Genomic DNA, 17,772 nt, shown 5'->3' with positions numbered 1-17,772 from the left:
TTTAGTACGTAGTATATGCTACTCAAGGTACTTTTAAGGAGGTACGAAGATAATGAATCCAGAAATCGAAAAAACAACCTTACTCGTTAAAGAATGTCATGGGATTTTGGCTGGTGCGGTTGAAGAAGTCGCCAAAGTTGTGGTGGGTCAGCGTTACATGATAGAACGCCTATTGATGGGGATCTTTTTGCAAGGTCACATCTTGGTGGAAGGGGTGCCGGGGCTGGCTAAAACCACGGTGGTAAAAACCTTGGCCAAGGTATTAGGCACCAAGTTTCAACGGATTCAATTTACCCCCGATTTACTGCCCGCCGATGTGATTGGAACTCAGATTTATAATCCCAAAGACCAGGAATTTTTGGTTAAAAAAGGCCCGGTTTTTGCCAATGTTATTTTGGCCGACGAAATCAATCGGGCGCCCGCTAAGGTGCAAAGCGCCTTGCTTGAGGCCATGCAAGAGCGCCAGGTCACCATCGGTGAACAAACTTTTAAATTAGGGTTTCCTTTTATTGTACTGGCAACGCAAAACCCCATTGAACAAGAAGGGACTTATCCGTTGCCTGAAGCGCAAATGGATCGCTTCATGTTTAAACTGCATGTCAGTTACCCTAATTTTGAAGAAGAAATCGCCATCATGGATCGGGCCATCCAGTTAGAAAAGAATTTTGAACAAGTGCAAGCCTTTTTTACGCTCGAAAAATTGCAGCGCATTATGGAAGTGATTGGCCGTATTTATGTGGATCCCAAAATTAAAGAATATATTGTGCGATTGGTCTTTAGTACTCGCGAACCGGCTAAGCTTAAAATTGGGATTGAAAATTATTTACAATTCGGGGCCTCCCCGCGTGCCTCCATTTATCTTTATCAAGCGGCCCGCTGCCATGCATTTTTAGAGGGTAGGGCCTTTGTGACACCGCAAGATGTTAAAGAAGTCGGCCTTGATGTGCTGCGCCACCGGCTCTTGCTTACTTACGAGGCCGAAGCCGAAGGGCTTACTTCGGACGATGTGATTAAAAAAATCTTTGACCATGTCGAAGTTCCATGATGCTTTCTAAAGAAGTTTTACAAAAAATCAAATTACTCCACATCAAAACCAATCACTTGGCCAACGAGATCTTTTCGGGTGAATATAAAAGTAGCTTTCGAGGGCAGGGGATCGAATTTGAAGAAGTAAGAGAATATCAAGCCGGTGATGATATTCGCTCAATCGATTGGAATGTCACCGCTCGCACCAACAAGCCCCACATCAAAATTTTTCGTGAAGAACGACAACTCACCATGATGCTTTTAGTCGATGCCAGCGCCTCGGGTGAATATGGCACCCAGAATCGCCTAAAAAAAGAAACCTTTGCAGAAGTAGCCGCCCTGCTGGCTTTTGCCGCGATTAAAAATAACGATAAAGTTGGATTAATGATTTTTACCGATCGAGTTGAAAAATTTATTCCCCCCAAAAAAGGCAAAAGCCATGTTTATCATGTGATCAAAGAAATCCTTACCTTTCAACCTGAATATCGACAGACCGATTTAAACCCTCCGCTTGAAACCTTGCTCAAGGTCTTAACCCGCCGGTCTATTTGCTTTGTCATTTCTGATTTTCAAGCCGCCGATTATGAAAAGGCCCTAGGCATGGCAGGCAAGCGGCACGATGTGATTTGTGCCTTGTTTTACGATATGTCGGAATTATCATTACCCCCTTTGGGGTTGGTGCATTTACAAGACCCCGAAACGGGTTTTGAAATCGTCGTGGATACCACTCAAAAAAAAATACGCCAAAAATTTTTAGAATTTTCTCAAGCGCAACTCAAACAAAAGGAAAAACTTTTTAATCGAGTGGGGGTGGATAGTGTGGTCATTAATCAAAATAAAGATTTTATTGATCCCCTACTAAAGTTCTTCCGCCTACGTGAAAAAAGAATGTATTAATGGGACCTCTAAAAATGACCCATCCGCAGAGCCTGTCCAGAGCGCAAGCGAAGGATTGCCCGCAAAGCCGCGATCCTCACGTATTTCCATATACGCTCCGGTCGCGTCTTTGCGGGCGCCTTGCATCTGGGCCCTTTTTAGAGGTCCCAGGGAATTAGTATATGAGGTTGTTGCCTAAAACTATTGAAGAAATGCAAGACATCTTGGAGGTCAAAGATCTACTCAAGTGGGATTTAACTTGGCTTTACTTGATCGGGCTGCTTTTGGTTGGGCTGCTCTTGTTTTTCTTGCTTAAGAAACTTGTTAAGTATTTAAAAAAGTCTCGTCCGATTTTAATGCCTCCTCAGTCACCGATGGATCGTGCCTTAATAGCCCTTGATCAGTTGGTGGCAAAGCGCCTCCTTGAAAAAAATCAAATCCGCCCGTTTTATTTTGAATTTTCAGAAATCTTTCGCAGATTTTTAGAAGAAGAATGGAAGATTCCCGCCGTTGAAGCAACCGAACGAGAATTAAAAGCCCAACTAGCAACTTTGCCCTTTGGTAAAGAAAAAGAAAATCAGCTAAATTTCATTATTCAAGTTTCTGAAATGGCCAAGTTTGCCAAATATTTTCCCTCGAAAGACGAAATACTTAATTCGGTCAAACATTTACGAATGATTTTGCAAACTGCGGTACGGCCGCCTGAAAATGTTGTTGGGAGTAAGGCCGCATGAAATATTTTTTTCGTTTGGATTCGCCTTGGTTATTGCTTTTGCTGTTCATTCCTTTGGGGCTTATCTTTTTGCCTCGCTGGTTGAGGCGCAAAGTTGTTTTAAACTTTCCTTTGGCAACTTATTTGTCGTCTTTTGTAGGGTGGCAAGACCGGCTGCGCGCCTTGTTGCCTAAAGCCATTTTGTTTTTGAGTTTGTTTTTATGTTTTTTGGGTTTTGCTCGCCCCCAGTGGGGCACTCGTTCAACCGAAATCGAAACGGAGGGGATTGATCTTGTGTTAGTGATCGATGCCAGCGGGAGCATGGATGCACTTGATTTCGAGTTGGGGGGTAAACCTGTGAACCGTTTAACCGTTGTGAAAAAAGTGGTCACGGATTTTATTCGCAATCGCTTATCCGATCGCATTGGCATGGTGGTATTTGGCGATCTGGCTTACACCCAAAGCCCCTTGACCTTAGATTATGATGTGCTGACACAATTTGTAACTAAAATTAAAGTGGGTATTGCCGGTGAAGCCACGGCCATTGGCGATGGGCTAGCCCTAGCGGTTAAACGGTTAAAAGACAGCTCAAGTAAATCTAAGGTTATTGTTTTGCTAACCGATGGCAAAAACAATGCCGGTATGATTCCACCGCTCAAGGCAGCAGAGTTAGCCAAGGCCTTAGCTATCAAAGTTTATACGATTGGAGTGGCGACCGAGGGGTTAGTTCCTATTATGCAACGCTCTCCTTTTGGGGATCGGTTGGTGCGCGTGAAAATGGATTTTGATGAAGAATCTTTAAAGCAGATCGCACAAATCACAGGAGGAGAATATTTTTTCGCTACCGATACCAAAAAACTTCAATCTATTTACGCCACCATCGATAAAATGGAAAAAACCGAAGTTAAAGTTAAACAATATGAAGTTGTAACCGAGTTGTTTCCTTTCCTCGTGGGGGCAAGTCTTTTGGGTTTGCTGCTTTATGGATGCATTGTCGCTTTTTGGATTAAAACGGTGGAGCCTTAAAAATGCGATTTAATCATCCTAATTATATTTTTTTAATATTTTTGGCCTTTGGCTTATTGTTTTTGTTCGTTTATCGTTATCGCAAAGTTTTGCATCGCTTGCAGGGCTTGGGCGATCGCCTCTATCCTAAAATTCTCCCTGGGTTTCGCCCGAGCTTCCTGCTGTTTTCGTCTTTGAGTTTATTTTTAACTGCAGTTTTTTTAATCGTGACTTTAATGGAACCGCAGTGGGGCACGAAAGAAGAAGTGGTGAAGAGGCGGGGGATCGATCTGTTGCTCTTAGTCGATGTTTCGGAGTCGATGTTAGCGCAAGATATTTCTCCCAATCGGCTTGAGCATTTGCGGCGCAAACTCAAAGATTTGTTCGATATGTTGCAGGGCGATCGGGTGGGGCTCATTCTTTTTGCTGGAAGGGCGATTTTGCAAAGCCCGCTAACCACCGATTATAGCGCGTTGCGGCTATTTGTTGATGAGCTTTCGCCTAAGTCTTTGAGTGTGCAAGGTACTGATTTTAAAGGTGCCCTTGAATTGGCTGGGAGAGTTTTTGAAGAAAAGGGCCGAAATAAGGCTATTTTGCTCTTTACCGATGGCGAAGATCATAGTGCAGGGCTCGAGCTGAGCTTACTAAAACTTAAGCAAGAGTCTATACGTCTTTATGTCATGGGCATAGGTACCCAACAGGGCGCCCCTATACCCTTGCCCGAAGGGGGTTTTAAAATGGATCGTGGCGGTAATATGGTGGTGAGTCGCCTGAATGAGGCACATTTGCAAGAAATAGCCTTAAAGACCGGGGGGGCCTATGTGCGTTCGCTTATCGCGCGGGCCGATCTTGAGGAGTTATATTTGAAAGGGATCCGTCGCGAATTAGAAGCGTCCGAGATTGCTTCGAGTAAAAAGAAGCTTTGGGTGAGTCGCTATCGTTACCCCTTAGCACTTGCTGGGTTCTTTTTTGGATTAGAACGTGTCTTGGCCTTTTTAGCAGGAAGGAAGCGGCTGTGAAAAGCACCCTTGTCATAAACGCCATGCTATTGCTGAGTATCGCTATTATGCCACAAAAAGTGGGTGCTACCCCCTTGGGGTTTTTAAAAGAATTTCAAGGGCAGCAGGCCTACGAAGACAAACGCTATAAAACAGCCGAAGATCGTTTTAAAGCAGCCGCTAAAGACATGCGGGCCTTTGATTCTTATTACAATTTGGGTTTGTCGCAATACCAACAAAAGAATTATCCTGAAGCCTTAAAAAATTTTCAGATCGCAGCTCAATCCAAAAAAACTGAATTAAAAGAAAAGGCCTTTTATAATTTAGGCAACACCCATTATCGCATGGAGCAGTTGCCAGAAGCGGTGAAGGACTATGAAGCCGCCTTGCAATTAGACCCCAATGATGTAGAGGCCAAATTCAATTTAGAGTTTGTGAAACGAAAACTGCAACAGCAAAAACAAAATCAAGATAGCCAGCAAAAAAACGATCAGCAGGGGGAAAATAAAAGTGAACAATCTGCCAAAGATGGGTCGCAAGGTAAACAAGGGCAGGAACAAAGTGAGCAACAATCCGAAAACCAGGATCAACAAAATCAAAACCAACAAGATCAACAGCAGCAACAACCAGAGCAGCAAAATAGTCAGGCTAAACAGAACCAATCAGGCTCCGAAGCCAAAAACGAAAATTTTGATCAACAACAAAATCAATCAGGTCAACCCCAGCAAAAAGATCCCAAGCAAAATAATTCTGGCGATCAGCAAAACGACCCAGATTTATCGGGCGATGTTACTGCTAAAAACCAACCCAAACAATCTGAACAAAATTCCAAAAACCCTGTCACTCAAAACCAGCAAGAATTATCACCTCAAGCCAAAGAAGCCGAACGTTGGTTAAATATGATTGAAGATCATGCGGGCCAAATTTTAAATGCACAGATGAATGAGAGCTATGGAGCAACCCAACACCCGGAGAAAGACTGGTGAAAGAAGTTATTAATGTCATTCTGAGTCCAGAGGTCCTTCGCTTCGCTCTGGATAAACTCCGAATCTTCCATTTTATCTCTTTCTTCGTCTGCCTTTTATTCCCAACTATCACTTGGGCTGCCCCCAATGTTCAGGTATCCGCAGAAGTGAGCGATTCAGTCGTGGGCTTAGACCAAGAGTTCACCTTGGTCGTTCGAGTGGAAAGTGGGCAAGATGTGGGTGAGCCAGATATTCCTCCCCGCGGTAATTTTGAAATTGTGGGGAAATTTGCAAGTGCTGAAGTAAGCTATGTCAATGGTGTCATGCGTGCATCGAAGGTTTATCAATATACACTGTTGCCCTTAAAAGAAGGTAAATTTGAAATTGGGCCCATTACTCTGCAAGTCGATGGAAAATCTTATACGACCAACAGTGTTTGGGTAGAAGTTAATGCTAGTCAGGGCGGGCGTAAAAAACCCATGAGCCCCCCCGTCATGCCCGGGTTTCCTAGCTTGGATCCGATTTTGCCAACCGTTCCTCAACAACCACCGGTGATGAAAATACCCCAGCGCCCGGTATTCATCGAAGCTCAAGTCAATAATCTTTCTCCTTATGTGGGCGAAGATATTATTCTGACCTTACGTTTGTATTCTGCGGTGCGAGTCACTTCAGGGCAACTAGAGCCCTTTCGGTTTAAAGATATGGTAGCGGAAGAATTAGTTAAAGAGCGAGAATATACCCAAACGATCGATGGGGTTCGCTATGCCATCACAGAAATGAAGTATTTGCTTCAACCCACTAAAACCGGTACTTTAACGATTGATCCCATTGTGGCTCGTTTGCAGATTCAACAGGTCAATCAAATTTTTTCCGATCCTTTTTTCTCTTCCATGTCTTCTTTCACTCAACCCAAAACCATTAAGACAGCGCCAATTACACTTCAGGTCAAAGAGCTTCCACCCGCGCCGCCCCATTTTACCGGTTTGGTAGGAGAGTTTACCCTCGAGAGTTCTTTAAATGTCGATACGATCAAAGTTGGGGAAACAGCCAGCCTGTCCGTGGTTATTCAAGGTAAAGGGAATTTACGCGAAGGCGTTTTGCCAAAATTAGAATTACCGCCACGATTACGACTTTATGAAAATAAACCTAAGATCGAAGTTAATAAAGGCTCTCAAGGTTATGAAGGTAAAAAGATTTTCGATTTTGCCCTAGTGGGAGAAAGTGCAGGGATTGTTCAAATCCCAAGTTTTCAGTTAGAATATTTTGACCCTAAGGCAGGCACCTATAAAGAGTTATCGAGCATGCCTTTAAATCTAAAAATATTAGAAGGGAATAACTCCGAACAATTAGTGACCGCTGGTATTCATGAAAATAAAACCACCGATGAAAAACCAGTGATCAACCGTAATGATATTAGCCCTGTGGTTGGGGTTAAACCTTTGCTTGCAATACATGGCCAGCGATCGGTTTTTAAAATTATGGCATTGGTGTTGATTTGGGGTGCACCGCTCTTTTTATTAGCCTATTGGGGTTATGGGCGTAGCCAAGCTTGGCGGGAACGAACCCGTAACGAACGTCGGAGCAGCCGGGCCTATCGACAGGCTAAGTTACAATTGCAAAAATTAGACTCTGATGCCGATGGGCAAATCTTTTATCTGTTGCGAGATTATTTGGGTAATAAATTAGGGCTGGTAGGCGCCAGCCTTACCTTTGAAGAGACCCTTAATATCTTACAACAACAAAAAATTTCTTCAAAGTTAGCAGAAGAGGTTCAACAGTTTTTGGCCGATTTAGAATACAGTCAGTTTGGGGGTATTCAGCAAGCCCTGTCAGCTCAGGCTTTAAAAAAGAAAGCCTTGGAAATGATCCGAAGAATCGATAGAGAACTTTCATAAAGGTGTTGTTGCGATCTCGGCAAGGCTTCTGTCATTGCAAACCAGAGTGCCCTCTGTCATTGCAAACCAGAGGGCTCTCTGTCATTGCAAACCAGAGGGCTCTCTGTCATTGCGAACCCAGCAGGGTGAAGCAATCTCCTCTGTTTAAGCGATGGGATTGCCACGCCCGTTGGGCTCGCAATGACAGAGGGACGTCTGGTTTGTAGTGGCGATGGTGTTATATGAAAAAGAAAATCTTACTTTGTTTTTTTATTCTTTTCAGTTTGCCATCTTCTCTCTTTGCCTTTACCGCTATGGAATTTGCCACTGAGGCCCAAAAATTTTATCAACAAGGGGACTATGAAAAGGCCATTAATAAGTGGCAAGAGTTGAAATTAATGGGCTGGGGAGGCGCTTACGTTGATTATAACATTGGCAATGGGTTTTTTAGATTAGGTAAACTGGGCCTAGCCAAGGGGTATTGGCTCAAAGCTCAAAGCGAGCTTCCCCGCAACCCCTATCTTGTCCATAACTTGCAGCATTTAGATAAAATTATGAATAAAGGTAGCAACGAAGAAAAGAATTTAATCAATTGGGTTATGGGCCACACTTATCGGCTTAAACTCAATTATTCGGAGGCACTTTATCTTCAAGCCCTTTGTTCTTTTTTAATCGGTTTGAATTTTTGCCTATTTCGTTGGGAAAAAGTGCGTAGCCTCAAGATTTTTTTACTGAGTAGTTTCTTTATTTATGCCATGAGTTTGGTTCTATTTATCACAACGGCCATCAGTCACATGATAAGCCGTGCAGTGGTTCTAGAAGACGCTTGGGTGCGAGAAGAACCGGTAGAACAATCCAATCGCTTAGCTCAATTAAAAGAAGGGCAAGTGATTCGTTTGAAGAGCATTGAGGGCGAAGTGGTGTGGGTTAAGACAGCGGGAGGAGTAGAGGGTTGGGTTAGTAAAGCAGCGGTGATGCCACTATGAATTAACTAAGGAGGCCATAGTCTACTGCACATCTGACTTCGGCTCATGGCCTGCGACTGCGTCAGATTTCACAAAAAATCCGTCAACCCTTCGCTTGTGCTCAGGGCAGGCTCCGCATTTAGGCTACGCCTCCGGATTTTTTGCTCATCTTCCTTGTCTCGGCTCATGATCCTGTGTCATATGTATAGTAGACTATGGCCTCCTTAGTAAAACCCTTAGAGAAATTTTGTGACATGCAAGATGGGCTTGAGCTTTACACTCAAACCTATCTTAAAAAAAATAACCAAGCGAGCCTTATCTTTGTGCATGGCATTGGCGAACATTCAAGCCGCTATCAATTCCCCTTGCGGTATTTTTTGTCATTTTCTTTTTCAATTTATTTTTATGATCAACGCGGGCATGGCAAGAGCAAAGGCCCAAGAATTTATGCCCCTAGCATGCAAACTCTTGTCGACGATTTGCATGCCATCGTGCAATTAGCCAAGAAAAAAGAAAAAAAAGTTTTTCTTGTTGCCCATAGTTTTGGGGGCCAGGTGGCTATTAATTATTTGGCAAGCCACCCTCGCCAAGTAGCCGGGGCATTAATATCTTCGCCTAATTTAAGATTGGCGGTTAAAATTCCCACTTATAAAAAATGGTTAGGAAAATACCTTGCGTTTTTGTTACCGACGGTTGCTTTAGATAATGAAATTGACCCTACGCTTTTAAGCCATGACCCTGAAGTGGTAAGGGCTTACATTGAAGATGAGTTGGTAGAAAAAAAGATCTCGTTTCGCATGGCGCAAATTATTTTGGACAATCTTGAAACCATTTTGCAGTTAGCTCCTAAAATTCAAGACCCCATGTTCTTAATGCACGGAGGAGCCGATCAAGTTTGCGACCCCGAGGCAACAAAAGAATTTTACCATGACTTGAAAGTCCAGGATAAACAAATAAAAATTTACGAGGGTTTTTACCACGAGATTTTCAACGAAATAGGTAGACAAGAGGTCTTTGAAGATATGCTAAAATGGATGAAAGCTCATTTATGAATAACCTAGAAAAATTAAAACAACTGCTTTTAAAATATTCTTTTCGCAAAGGTGAGTTCACGCTGGCCTCAGGTAAGAAAAGCAATTTTTATTTTGATGGCAAGCAAACCAGCCTTCATCCCGAAGGTGCCTTTTTGATCGGGGCATTAATTTTCGAAATCATTCAAAAAAAATTTCCAGAGGTTCAAGCCGTGGGTGGCCCCACTTTAGGAGCGGACCCTATTTTGACCAGCGTGAGCCTAGCCAGCTATCACAAGCACACCCCCTTGTTCAGTTTCATTGTTCGCAAAGAAACCAAAGGCCATGGCACCGGGGCTTGGATTGAGGGCCACACCCACCTAAAACCGGGCATGAAGGTCATCTTGGTTGAAGACGTTATTACCACCGGTGGTTCGCTCTTAAAGGCCGCTGAAAAAGTGCGCGAATTTGGCTTAACGCCCGTAGGGGTGATCGTATTAGTCGATCGGCAAGAGGGTGGGCAAGAGGCCGTGCAACAAGCCGGCATGCAATTCGTGAGCCTATTTACCAAAGATGAATTACTCAATACTAAGGATTAATTTACCTTCTTCAGTATGCTTTCCTCAACCCGTGCGGAGTTTATCCTGAGGCTTGGCGAAGGACTCCTCGTAGGCTATAAATAAATGTCATCCTGAGGCGAAGCCGAAGGATCTTCCCTTTCGGATTGTAAAATGGAAGATTCTTCACCCTGTTGGGTTCAGAATGACATCTATTTTTAGAATTGCATGACTCGTCGCTCTCGCACATCAAGCTCGGTAAAGTGCTTATGCTGACTTGTGTTTGCCAAGGTCCACTGGACCTTGTTTTCCACAAGTCAGGGTTTCGGAAAGCATACTGAAGAAGGTAAATTAATCCTTAGCAATTTGAGCGATTTTATCAATGGCAGGATCAAGAATGGTATCCTTGGGTTCGATTTGGTTTGGGTAATCGGTAATGTAATGCAGCCCGCGGCTTTCTTTGCGACGTAAGGCGCATTCGACAATCAGTTGAACTACTAAGCTCAAGTTGCGTAGTTCCAGAAAATCGGGCGTGATTTTGTATTTCCAATAATATTCTTCGATTTCATGGCGCAGGGCCTGTAAGCGTTGCTTGGCAAGGAGTAGCCTGTTTTGGCTACGCACAATGCCCACATAATTCCACATCAACTTTCTTATCTCCGTCCAGTTTTGGGTGATGATAATTTTTTCTTTTGATTCTACCGCTCCACCTTCTTTCCATTCCGGTAGGCGAATATTTTGGGGTGATAAGGTTTTAAATCTTTCCAAGGAGCGTGAGGCGGCATTTTTTGAAAACACCACGGCCTCTAGTAAAGAGTTGCTGGCCAAACGGTTGGCCCCATGAAAGCCCGTGCAGGCAACCTCGCCAGCCGCAAACAAATTTTGAATGGTGGTTTCACCGTGTAAGTCAGTGCAAACTCCTCCACACATGTAATGCGCAGCCGGGACCACGGGCAAAGGTTCTTGAGTCATATCGAGGCCAAAAGAAATGAGCTTTTCGTGAATTTGTGGAAAGCGTGATTTTAAAAATTGCGAGTCTAAGTGAGTCATGTCGAGCAAAACATGTGTGGTGCCCGCTTTTTTCATTTCGGCGTCAATAGCGCGAGCCACGATATCCCGCGGGGCTAAGGCCCCTAAGGGATGGTAGTGTTGCATAAATTCTTCACCACTCGTTAGTTGCAATTTGCCACCTTCGCCGCGTAATGCTTCACTGAGTAAAAAATTTTTAGCGGTGGGGTGGTAGAGTGAGGTGGGATGAAATTGCACAAACTCTAAATTTCCAACTTTGGCCCCAGCCCGCCAAGCTAGGGCAATACCATCTCCGGTGGCAATGTCAGGGTTGCTGGTAAATTTGTAAACTTTTCCAGCCCCACCCGTGGCTAGCATGATAATCGGGGCTGCAAACGTTACAATTTTTCCTGAAGCAGAGTCTTGGGCATAAAGGCCCAAGATGCGGTGGGATGGTTCCATGATGAAGTCGACCACCATTTGATGTTCAAATAAAGTGATGTTGGGAGTTCGTTGAACGGCGTTTAATAAAGCCCGTTCAATTTCTTGCCCCGTAATATCTTTGGCGTGCAACACACGGCGACGGCTGTGGCCACCTTCTCTCCCTAAGTCAAAGTGCCCGGTGGCATTTTTTGAAAACTCAACTCCAATTTGAATCAACTCTTCAATAGCGGCTTGGCTCTCGGCAATGACCTTTTCAACCACATCCCGATGGCACAACCCTGCACCGGCTTCGAGAGTGTCTTGAATATGTGATTGCGGAGAATCATCCGAATTGAAAACCGTCGCAATCCCACCTTGGGCGTAATTGGTGTTAGAATCCGACCGATTTTTTTTGGTTAGCAGCGCAACTTTCCCTGCTTGCGCCACTTTAAGCGCATACGTGATACCCGCAATGCCGCTGCCAATCACAATAAAATCAAATTGTAAAATTTTAGACATATCTTCCATTGTAATGCTTCAGTCTTGCAGGGAGAGCGCTTGGGTTATTTCGTCAGCCGCGCTCCATCGGCGACCCTCATGGGGCTAGCCGGCACGGAAGCCTTCCGGTATAACCGGTTTTCCATGCCGGCTAGCCCGCATGGGGGCCCCGCCGCTTCCGCGATGGCTTCCTCAACAACCCAAGCGCTCTCCCTGCAAGACTGAAGCATTACCTTCCATTACCATAATTAGTAGACAAAAAAAGCTCTTTTGGCCATGATGCCCCTCATGGAAAAAGCTAAACGCAAAGAATATCTCAATTGGCCCAATTACCTTTCTTTTTTGCGGATCATCTTAGTACCTGCGGTGATGATTTGTATGATGTGGATCAAGCCCGAGCGAGGCCCCCGCTATAATTTAGAAATAGGCTTGCTGGCCTTAGGGTTATTCGTCATCGCCGGCATATCGGATGTGGTCGATGGTTATGTGGCTCGGCGCATGAAAATCAATAACGTGTTTGGAAAGTTTTTAGACCCCTTGGCCGATAAATTAATATTGCTAGGTGTCTTGACCATGCTCATTCCCATCGCTCGGGTACCGGCTTGGTTGGTTGTTGTTATCATGAGCCGCGAAATTATCATCACGGCACTACGCGGGGTTGCTATCCATGAACAAATCGTAATCGTGGCTTCGTATTGGGGCAAAAAAAAGACTGCCTGTCAGAACGTAGGCTTAGGGGGCTTGCTTATTTATTACCCCATGTTTGGCATTGATTTAAAATTAGTAGGGTGGTTTTTTCTGATTTTATCACTCGTTATTTCTCTTGGCTCTGGGTTTCTCTACGTGCGGTCTTTTTTTAAGATGGTGAGCCAGAAAGGTTCGGCAAAGGGATAGCCATTTGACATTTTTTTTTTCTGTGCTACTTAATCTCGCCTTGAATAGCGGGAGTAACTCAGTGGTAGAGTGCAACCTTGCCAAGGTTGACGTCGCGGGTTCGACCCCCGTCTCCCGCTCAATGTCCTAAGCTTCTACGAACCTACAGCAAGCTCGGATAATTTTCCATATACGCTCCGCAGTTTGCCACCAGCCACTGGCTGGTGTTTGCCTGCTTCGCGGGTTCGACCCCCGTCTCCCGCTCCCTCCCCCTGACCCCCTCCCACACAAGGGGAGGGGGAATAAGGAATTTGTCATCACCCCAAGAAAAAGCATCTTGCTAGATTTCTGATTTTCTGATATTCTGAATTTCAGAATACGGAGGTCTAACGATGTCCACCCCAGTTATCGTCTCAGAAAGAGGCCAAATAACTTTGCCGGCTTCGATTCGAAAAAAGTACGCGATTGATCAAAACACCCCCCTTATTATTGAAGAAACTTCGCAAGGGGTCTTGCTGAAAAAAGCCAATCTTATCCCTCTAAAGACCTATTCGGATTCAGAAATTGCAAATTGGGAAGAAGCCGATAAAATTCTTCCCAAGGATAAAAAGTGGCTCAAGTAAAACGCCTGTTTTTAGATGCTAATGTTATTTTTACCGGGGCTCATAATCCACAAGGTTTGACTTACTCTCTGATCCAAAGAGCCTCTTTTTTAAAGTTGAAAATTTATACATCCGAATATGCTTTGGAAGAAGCACATTATAATCTAGCTCTGAAATTTCCAAATACTTTGAATCAGTTTGAAAAGCTTAAAAAGCAATTAGAAATAATTTCTGTATCGGTTGATGAAAGTTTTAATCCATTGAAATTACCCCTTGATGATTTGCCTATTTTCCAGGGGGCCTTACAAGCTAGGGCAGGCTATCTTCTTACGGGAGACAAAAAAGCCTTTGGGAAATGGATGAATAAGCTTGAGCAAACTCATGGGGTCCAAATTTTAACGGTGCGTGAATTTGTGGATTCACTCATTAAATAAGAAAGGATCCTTATGGAATGGACCATCATCCTTAAATATATCTTGGTTGGTTTAAGTGCGGGGGTGGCGAGCGGGTTTTTTGGGATTGGGGGTGGGTTGGTCATGGTGCCGGCGTTGGTGTTTTTCTTTGGCTATTCGCAACACATGGCGCAGGGGACTTCGTTGGCCGTGCTTATCTTACCGGTTGGTTTATTGGCGGCCGTTCGTTATCACCAAAGTGGAAATTTGAATTTAATCGTCGCCTTGTGGATTGCCTTGGGTTTGATTGTTGGGGCATGGTTGGGTGCCCACGTGGTTCATTTTGTTTCAGAGGGCGTTTTGAAAAAAATGGTTGGGGTTTTGTTTTTACTCGTGGGTTTTAAGTATCTTTTTGCAAAATAACGTCAATGGCTTTCCTTTGAGTTGGAATTATCAATATAAATATTTGAAATCATTAATTTATTTTTTTAGTACATAATTTAGTTCACCTCCAATCTCGAATTCATTTAAAATATAATAACTGTCATTGCGAGCCCAACGGGCGTGGCAATCTCCAACATGCAAAAACTGAAGATTGCTTCATCCCAAAGGGATTCGCAATGACAAAGAGTTTTCGGTAACGCGGTATGTCGTAAAAGTGGTATGGGAGGTTTATGGCTCGTTTAAGTGCTACAGCCCAAAAAATCATCGAAAATGGGTATCTGCTCAAAGATTCCTTTGGCCGTACCATCGAAACGTCGGATGACATGTTCCGTCGTATTGCCCATACTATTGCCCGGGTAGAAGGGCAGTGGGGTACCCTGGATGAGATCGAATACTACGAGAGTGAATTCTTAGAGATGATGCGGCGCCTAGAATTTTTGCCTTCTCCACCCACTTTAATGAATGCAGGTCTTCCCAAGGGGCAATTGCTTTCGAGTTTTGTTTTAGCAGTGCCCGATTCAGTCGAAGGAATCACCCAAGCCGTACAACAAATGTCGATTTTACAAAAAACAGGGGCTGGAACGGGTTTTAGTTTTTCCAAAATTAGGCCGAGCCGTGATGTGGTTGAAACCGCCGGTGGCCAAGCGAGTGGGCCGGTCAATTTTATGCGCTTGTTTGACACGGCGACCGATGTATTAAAGCAAGGGAGTCGAGTGCCGGGGATGAATATGGGTGTGTTGTCGATTTCTCATCCCGATATTTTTGAATTTATCCGTTGTAAAGAAAACGAAGGTTTTAAAAATTTTCGCATCGCGGTGGCCATCACCAGCCATTTTATGCGTTGTTTGAAAAAAGACACCACTTATCCTCTGGTGAATCCGCGTACTGGGCAGATCGTCAATTTTGTGCGGGCTGCCGATATTTTTGAGGCCATTTGTAAAGCGGCCGGTAAAACCGGGAGCCCTAGCTTGCTTTTTATTGACGAGATCAATCGCCACAATCCCACACCACAGTTGGGTGAAATTGAAGCCACCAGTCCCTATGGCGAAATGCCGCTTTTACCCAATGAAGGGGTCATTTATGGCAGCATCAATATGGCCAACTTAGTGGATGATAAGGGATTCAATGAAGAACGTTTTGAAATTTTAATTGATTTGGCGGTTCGATTCTTAGACGACGCGATTGAAGCTTCTTATTATCCCTTACCGCAGTGTGAAAAAATCGTAGTGGCAAATCGCAAAATTGGTTTGGGAGTGATGGGTTTTGCCGATTTATTGATGCGGCTTAAAATTCCTTACGATTCACCTAAGGCCAAATCGTTTGCGACCACCACCATGAAATTTATGCTCAAGCGTGCACGGCAAGCATCCATTGCCTTAGCCAAACAACGTGGGCCCTTTGCAAACTTCAAAGGTAGTTTGCTTGAAAAACAAAAATTAAAACCCATTCGCAACGCTACCATTACAGCATTAGGGCCGACCGATTTACTGGCTACGATTGCCGATATTAGCAATGGCATCGCCCCAGTTCCCACTTTAACTTATTTTAATGGCCAACCGGATGAAGCTCACATCAAACCTGCTTTTGAAGAATTTTTGCGAGAAAATGAGTTTTACGATGAAGCCATCGTGCAAAAGATCATCAAAACCGGCAATTTAAAAATAATTCCTAAATTGACTAAAAAAGAGCGGGATATTTTTAAAATAGCCAGTGAGATTGATCCCGAGATTCAACTCAAGATGCAAGCGGTGTTTCAAAAATATACTGATAATGGGATTGCACGGGTGATTGAATTGCCCAAGGGGACTACCGAGAAAGATGTGTATAAGATTTACATGACGGCGTATCAGTCAAAGTGCAAAAATATCAACATCGCTATTCGCAATTAGGCGATGGATTGCTTCAGTAAAAGGTTTCTTCAACCCGCGCTCCGCTCCTCGTATTCAATCCTAAAAAATGTTGGTTTGTTTAGAAGTTAGTGTATTCCCTCTGGTCATACCCTAACTTCTACAAACCATACATTTTTTAGAATTGAATGACTTCGTCGCTCTCGCGCAAAGGGTTTCAGAAACCTTTTACTGAAGCAATCCATCGCCCAATTATTGATTACCGGGATGGATTCTTTTTTACTTCTTGGAGGAGTTGGTGGAAGATGGGGGCGTAGGGCCAGAAGCCGAAGGGTCGGCCGTTGATAAAGATGCTAGGGGTGCCTGAGATTTGGGCAACGTCTCCGGCCTGCAGGTCACGCAAAATAGCGTTTTTGGTGTCTTCGGAGCTTAGGCAACTTTGAAACTGAGCGAAGTTTAAAGAAAGTTGCTTTGCGAAGGCATTAAAAGATTCGCTGGTTAGTAATTTTTGATTGGCAAAAATCAAATCGTGATAAGGCCAAAACTTCCCCTGCATATGTGCACAGTGACTTGAATAGGCGGCTTGGCATGCGAGAGTGTGAAGGGGTTTTTTTAAAAATGGGTTACAGGCTTGATCTAAGGGGTAATTTAAAAAGACAAATTTTACAGCATTTTTATATTCAGTCAAAAAAGGTTTAAGGGTAAGCGCTGCCCGTTTACAAAAGGGGCATTCAAAGTCGCTAAACTCAGCAATGGTAATTTTAGCGTTAGGGTTACCCCAAGTAGGGCGATTGTCGGTAGGGATATTGATTTTAGGTTGATTAAAGAAGGCAGCAATAATCTGCTCAGGAGGTGGCAATTGGCTGCTTTGCGCCAGCGATTGTTGTTTTGAGAAAAAGATAAAACCGCCAATCCCAAAAATTAAAATAAACGCAAGAATACTCCCTAACCAGGGTATTTTTTTCATGGTTTCTCTCCACTGCAATCGATCAGGATATAAAATCATAAGCAAACCAACGGTGATAAGAAGGTTTAATATATACATCGAAATACAAAAGATGCAGTAGGCTTCTAGCACGAGACTTGAAACATAAATAAGATAAAAAGTCATCAGCATAGCCAAAACGCTAACGATGGTTGGTGGCACTAAAAGTGCCGGCCGATTTTCACTCACCACGAGTGCGCCAATAGCGGTAAGAGCAATATAGAGATAATAAAGAAAGCCAAGGCCAGCCATTGGGATGCCTGCAAAAACACTATAGCGGCTCATGAGCGGGATATCACAATTAAAATTACCCCCCAAATTACATTGGCTAAGATCAAGGTTGCCAGTTTTTAAAGCCATAAAATGATGTTGGACTAGAAAAAGGCTAACCCCGATCCCTGCTAAAGAAAATAGCAGGGCAGCAATAAGCAGGTTACGGTAAAACGTGGAGTGAGAAGGTTTCATCTTTTGATGCTTAATAAACTCAATAAAATAAAATTGCAATTATAATGAAGTACAAAAAGTAATGCTTCAGTCTTGCAGGGAGAGCGCTTGGGTTATTTCGTCAGCCGCGCTCCATCGGCGACCCTCATATGGATGACCTCTTGGTCAAGGCTAAAGTGATCGTGCCTAGGGGTTGAGATTTGGACCTCAGAGCCTCGAGAACTTTTCAACCTCATATTCGCGTGCTGGTTAACGCATTAAGTTGAAT

At 43.8% G+C, this 17,772-nt stretch carries 17 protein-coding genes and 1 tRNA gene; 16 read left to right on the top strand and 2 right to left on the bottom strand.

What is annotated here, in order from left to right; all coding sequences use genetic code 11:
• Positions 1 to 52 precede the first annotated feature (52 nt).
• The 10 genes from HYU97_08010 (at position 53) to pyrE (ending at position 10,030) form a co-directional block, all read left to right on the top strand.
• Entirely contained in the window at positions 53 to 1,045 is a 993-nt protein-coding gene (locus tag HYU97_08010) for a MoxR family ATPase (GenBank protein MBI2336688.1), read from the top strand.
• On the top strand, positions 1,045 to 1,923 hold the full coding sequence (locus HYU97_08005) for a DUF58 domain-containing protein (GenBank protein MBI2336687.1): 879 nt from the start codon (positions 1,045 to 1,047) through the stop codon (positions 1,921 to 1,923). Before HYU97_08010 ends, HYU97_08005 begins: the two co-directional genes overlap by 1 nt.
• Before the next feature lie 161 nt (positions 1,924 to 2,084).
• Complete coding sequence (locus HYU97_08000) at positions 2,085 to 2,636, top strand: hypothetical protein (GenBank protein ID MBI2336686.1); 552 nt, start codon at positions 2,085 to 2,087, stop codon at positions 2,634 to 2,636.
• Entirely contained in the window at positions 2,633 to 3,640 is a 1,008-nt protein-coding gene (locus HYU97_07995) for a VWA domain-containing protein (GenBank protein MBI2336685.1), read from the top strand. The genes HYU97_08000 and HYU97_07995 overlap by 4 nt, the downstream gene beginning before the upstream one ends.
• Before the next feature lie 2 nt (positions 3,641 to 3,642).
• Positions 3,643 to 4,638, top strand: a complete 996-nt coding sequence (locus HYU97_07990; protein MBI2336684.1) for a VWA domain-containing protein — start codon at positions 3,643 to 3,645, stop codon at positions 4,636 to 4,638.
• 47 nt (positions 4,639 to 4,685) lie between these two features.
• Complete coding sequence (locus HYU97_07985; protein MBI2336683.1) at positions 4,686 to 5,603, top strand: tetratricopeptide repeat protein; 918 nt, start codon at positions 4,686 to 4,688, stop codon at positions 5,601 to 5,603.
• Between the two features lie 146 nt (positions 5,604 to 5,749).
• Positions 5,750 to 7,477, top strand: coding sequence for a protein BatD (locus tag HYU97_07980; GenBank protein ID MBI2336682.1), 1,728 nt, complete (start codon positions 5,750 to 5,752; stop codon positions 7,475 to 7,477).
• 221 nt (positions 7,478 to 7,698) lie between these two features.
• Complete coding sequence (locus HYU97_07975) at positions 7,699 to 8,442, top strand: SH3 domain-containing protein (GenBank protein MBI2336681.1); 744 nt, start codon at positions 7,699 to 7,701, stop codon at positions 8,440 to 8,442.
• A 194-nt stretch (positions 8,443 to 8,636) separates the two neighbouring features.
• On the top strand, positions 8,637 to 9,473 hold the full coding sequence (locus HYU97_07970) for a lysophospholipase (protein MBI2336680.1): 837 nt from the start codon (positions 8,637 to 8,639) through the stop codon (positions 9,471 to 9,473).
• The gene (gene pyrE / locus HYU97_07965) at positions 9,470 to 10,030 is read left to right on the top strand and encodes an orotate phosphoribosyltransferase (GenBank protein ID MBI2336679.1); all 561 of its coding nucleotides are present in this window, start codon (positions 9,470 to 9,472) and stop codon (positions 10,028 to 10,030) included. Before HYU97_07970 ends, pyrE begins: the two co-directional genes overlap by 4 nt.
• Before the next feature lie 309 nt (positions 10,031 to 10,339).
• Here the strand turns inward: pyrE and nadB are convergent, their stop codons facing one another.
• Positions 10,340 to 11,947, bottom strand: a complete 1,608-nt coding sequence (gene nadB / locus HYU97_07960; protein ID MBI2336678.1) for an L-aspartate oxidase — start codon at positions 11,945 to 11,947, stop codon at positions 10,340 to 10,342.
• Positions 11,948 to 12,205: 258 nt separating this feature from the next.
• On the opposite strand from nadB, the gene pgsA reads away from it, so the two are divergent.
• The 6 genes from pgsA (at position 12,206) to HYU97_07930 (ending at position 16,117) form a co-directional block, all read left to right on the top strand.
• Positions 12,206 to 12,811 (top strand): CDP-diacylglycerol--glycerol-3-phosphate 3-phosphatidyltransferase, encoded by a 606-nt coding sequence (gene pgsA, locus HYU97_07955; protein ID MBI2336677.1) that lies wholly within the window; start codon positions 12,206 to 12,208, stop codon positions 12,809 to 12,811.
• Positions 12,812 to 12,858: 47 nt separating this feature from the next.
• A tRNA-Gly gene (locus HYU97_07950) sits at positions 12,859 to 12,930 on the top strand.
• Positions 12,931 to 13,182: 252 nt separating this feature from the next.
• Positions 13,183 to 13,413, top strand: a complete 231-nt coding sequence (locus HYU97_07945) for an AbrB/MazE/SpoVT family DNA-binding domain-containing protein (GenBank protein ID MBI2336676.1) — start codon at positions 13,183 to 13,185, stop codon at positions 13,411 to 13,413.
• On the top strand, positions 13,401 to 13,826 hold the full coding sequence (locus HYU97_07940; GenBank protein ID MBI2336675.1) for a hypothetical protein: 426 nt from the start codon (positions 13,401 to 13,403) through the stop codon (positions 13,824 to 13,826). Before HYU97_07945 ends, HYU97_07940 begins: the two co-directional genes overlap by 13 nt.
• A 12-nt stretch (positions 13,827 to 13,838) precedes the next feature.
• Positions 13,839 to 14,207: a sulfite exporter TauE/SafE family protein gene (locus HYU97_07935; protein MBI2336674.1), complete on the top strand. Its 369-nt coding sequence runs from the start codon at positions 13,839 to 13,841 to the stop codon at positions 14,205 to 14,207.
• Positions 14,208 to 14,458: 251 nt separating this feature from the next.
• Positions 14,459 to 16,117 (top strand): adenosylcobalamin-dependent ribonucleoside-diphosphate reductase, encoded by a 1,659-nt coding sequence (locus HYU97_07930; protein ID MBI2336673.1) that lies wholly within the window; start codon positions 14,459 to 14,461, stop codon positions 16,115 to 16,117.
• 217 nt (positions 16,118 to 16,334) lie between these two features.
• Here HYU97_07930 and HYU97_07925 read toward each other — a convergent pair whose 3' ends face one another.
• Entirely contained in the window at positions 16,335 to 17,525 is a 1,191-nt protein-coding gene (locus tag HYU97_07925; protein ID MBI2336672.1) for a thioredoxin domain-containing protein, read from the bottom strand.
• Between the last annotated feature and the right edge of the window lie 247 nt (positions 17,526 to 17,772).

Source organism: Deltaproteobacteria bacterium (assembly GCA_016183235.1).
Taxonomy (GTDB): domain Bacteria; phylum UBA10199; class UBA10199; order DSSB01; family JACPFA01; genus JACPFA01.
The sequence above is the reverse complement of the archived record's forward strand: the minus strand, read 5'-3'. Positions and strand labels throughout refer to the sequence as shown.

Coding starts and splice junctions, on each gene's coding strand:
- HYU97_07970 (MBI2336680.1), top strand. CDS start 8,637: ATGGCCTCCTTAGTAAAACCCTTAGAGAAATTTTGTGACATGCAAGAT.
- HYU97_07990 (MBI2336684.1), top strand. CDS start 3,643: ATGCGATTTAATCATCCTAATTATATTTTTTTAATATTTTTGGCCTTT.
- HYU97_07935 (MBI2336674.1), top strand. CDS start 13,839: ATGGAATGGACCATCATCCTTAAATATATCTTGGTTGGTTTAAGTGCG.
- HYU97_07985 (MBI2336683.1), top strand. CDS start 4,686: ATGCCACAAAAAGTGGGTGCTACCCCCTTGGGGTTTTTAAAAGAATTT.
- HYU97_08005 (MBI2336687.1), top strand. CDS start 1,045: ATGCTTTCTAAAGAAGTTTTACAAAAAATCAAATTACTCCACATCAAA.
- HYU97_07995 (MBI2336685.1), top strand. CDS start 2,633: ATGAAATATTTTTTTCGTTTGGATTCGCCTTGGTTATTGCTTTTGCTG.
- nadB (MBI2336678.1), bottom strand. CDS start 11,947: ATGGAAGATATGTCTAAAATTTTACAATTTGATTTTATTGTGATTGGC.
- HYU97_08010 (MBI2336688.1), top strand. CDS start 53: ATGAATCCAGAAATCGAAAAAACAACCTTACTCGTTAAAGAATGTCAT.
- HYU97_07975 (MBI2336681.1), top strand. CDS start 7,699: ATGAAAAAGAAAATCTTACTTTGTTTTTTTATTCTTTTCAGTTTGCCA.
- HYU97_07945 (MBI2336676.1), top strand. CDS start 13,183: ATGTCCACCCCAGTTATCGTCTCAGAAAGAGGCCAAATAACTTTGCCG.
- HYU97_07925 (MBI2336672.1), bottom strand. CDS start 17,525: ATGAAACCTTCTCACTCCACGTTTTACCGTAACCTGCTTATTGCTGCC.
- HYU97_07930 (MBI2336673.1), top strand. CDS start 14,459: ATGGCTCGTTTAAGTGCTACAGCCCAAAAAATCATCGAAAATGGGTAT.
- pyrE (MBI2336679.1), top strand. CDS start 9,470: ATGAATAACCTAGAAAAATTAAAACAACTGCTTTTAAAATATTCTTTT.
- pgsA (MBI2336677.1), top strand. CDS start 12,206: ATGGAAAAAGCTAAACGCAAAGAATATCTCAATTGGCCCAATTACCTT.
- HYU97_08000 (MBI2336686.1), top strand. CDS start 2,085: ATGAGGTTGTTGCCTAAAACTATTGAAGAAATGCAAGACATCTTGGAG.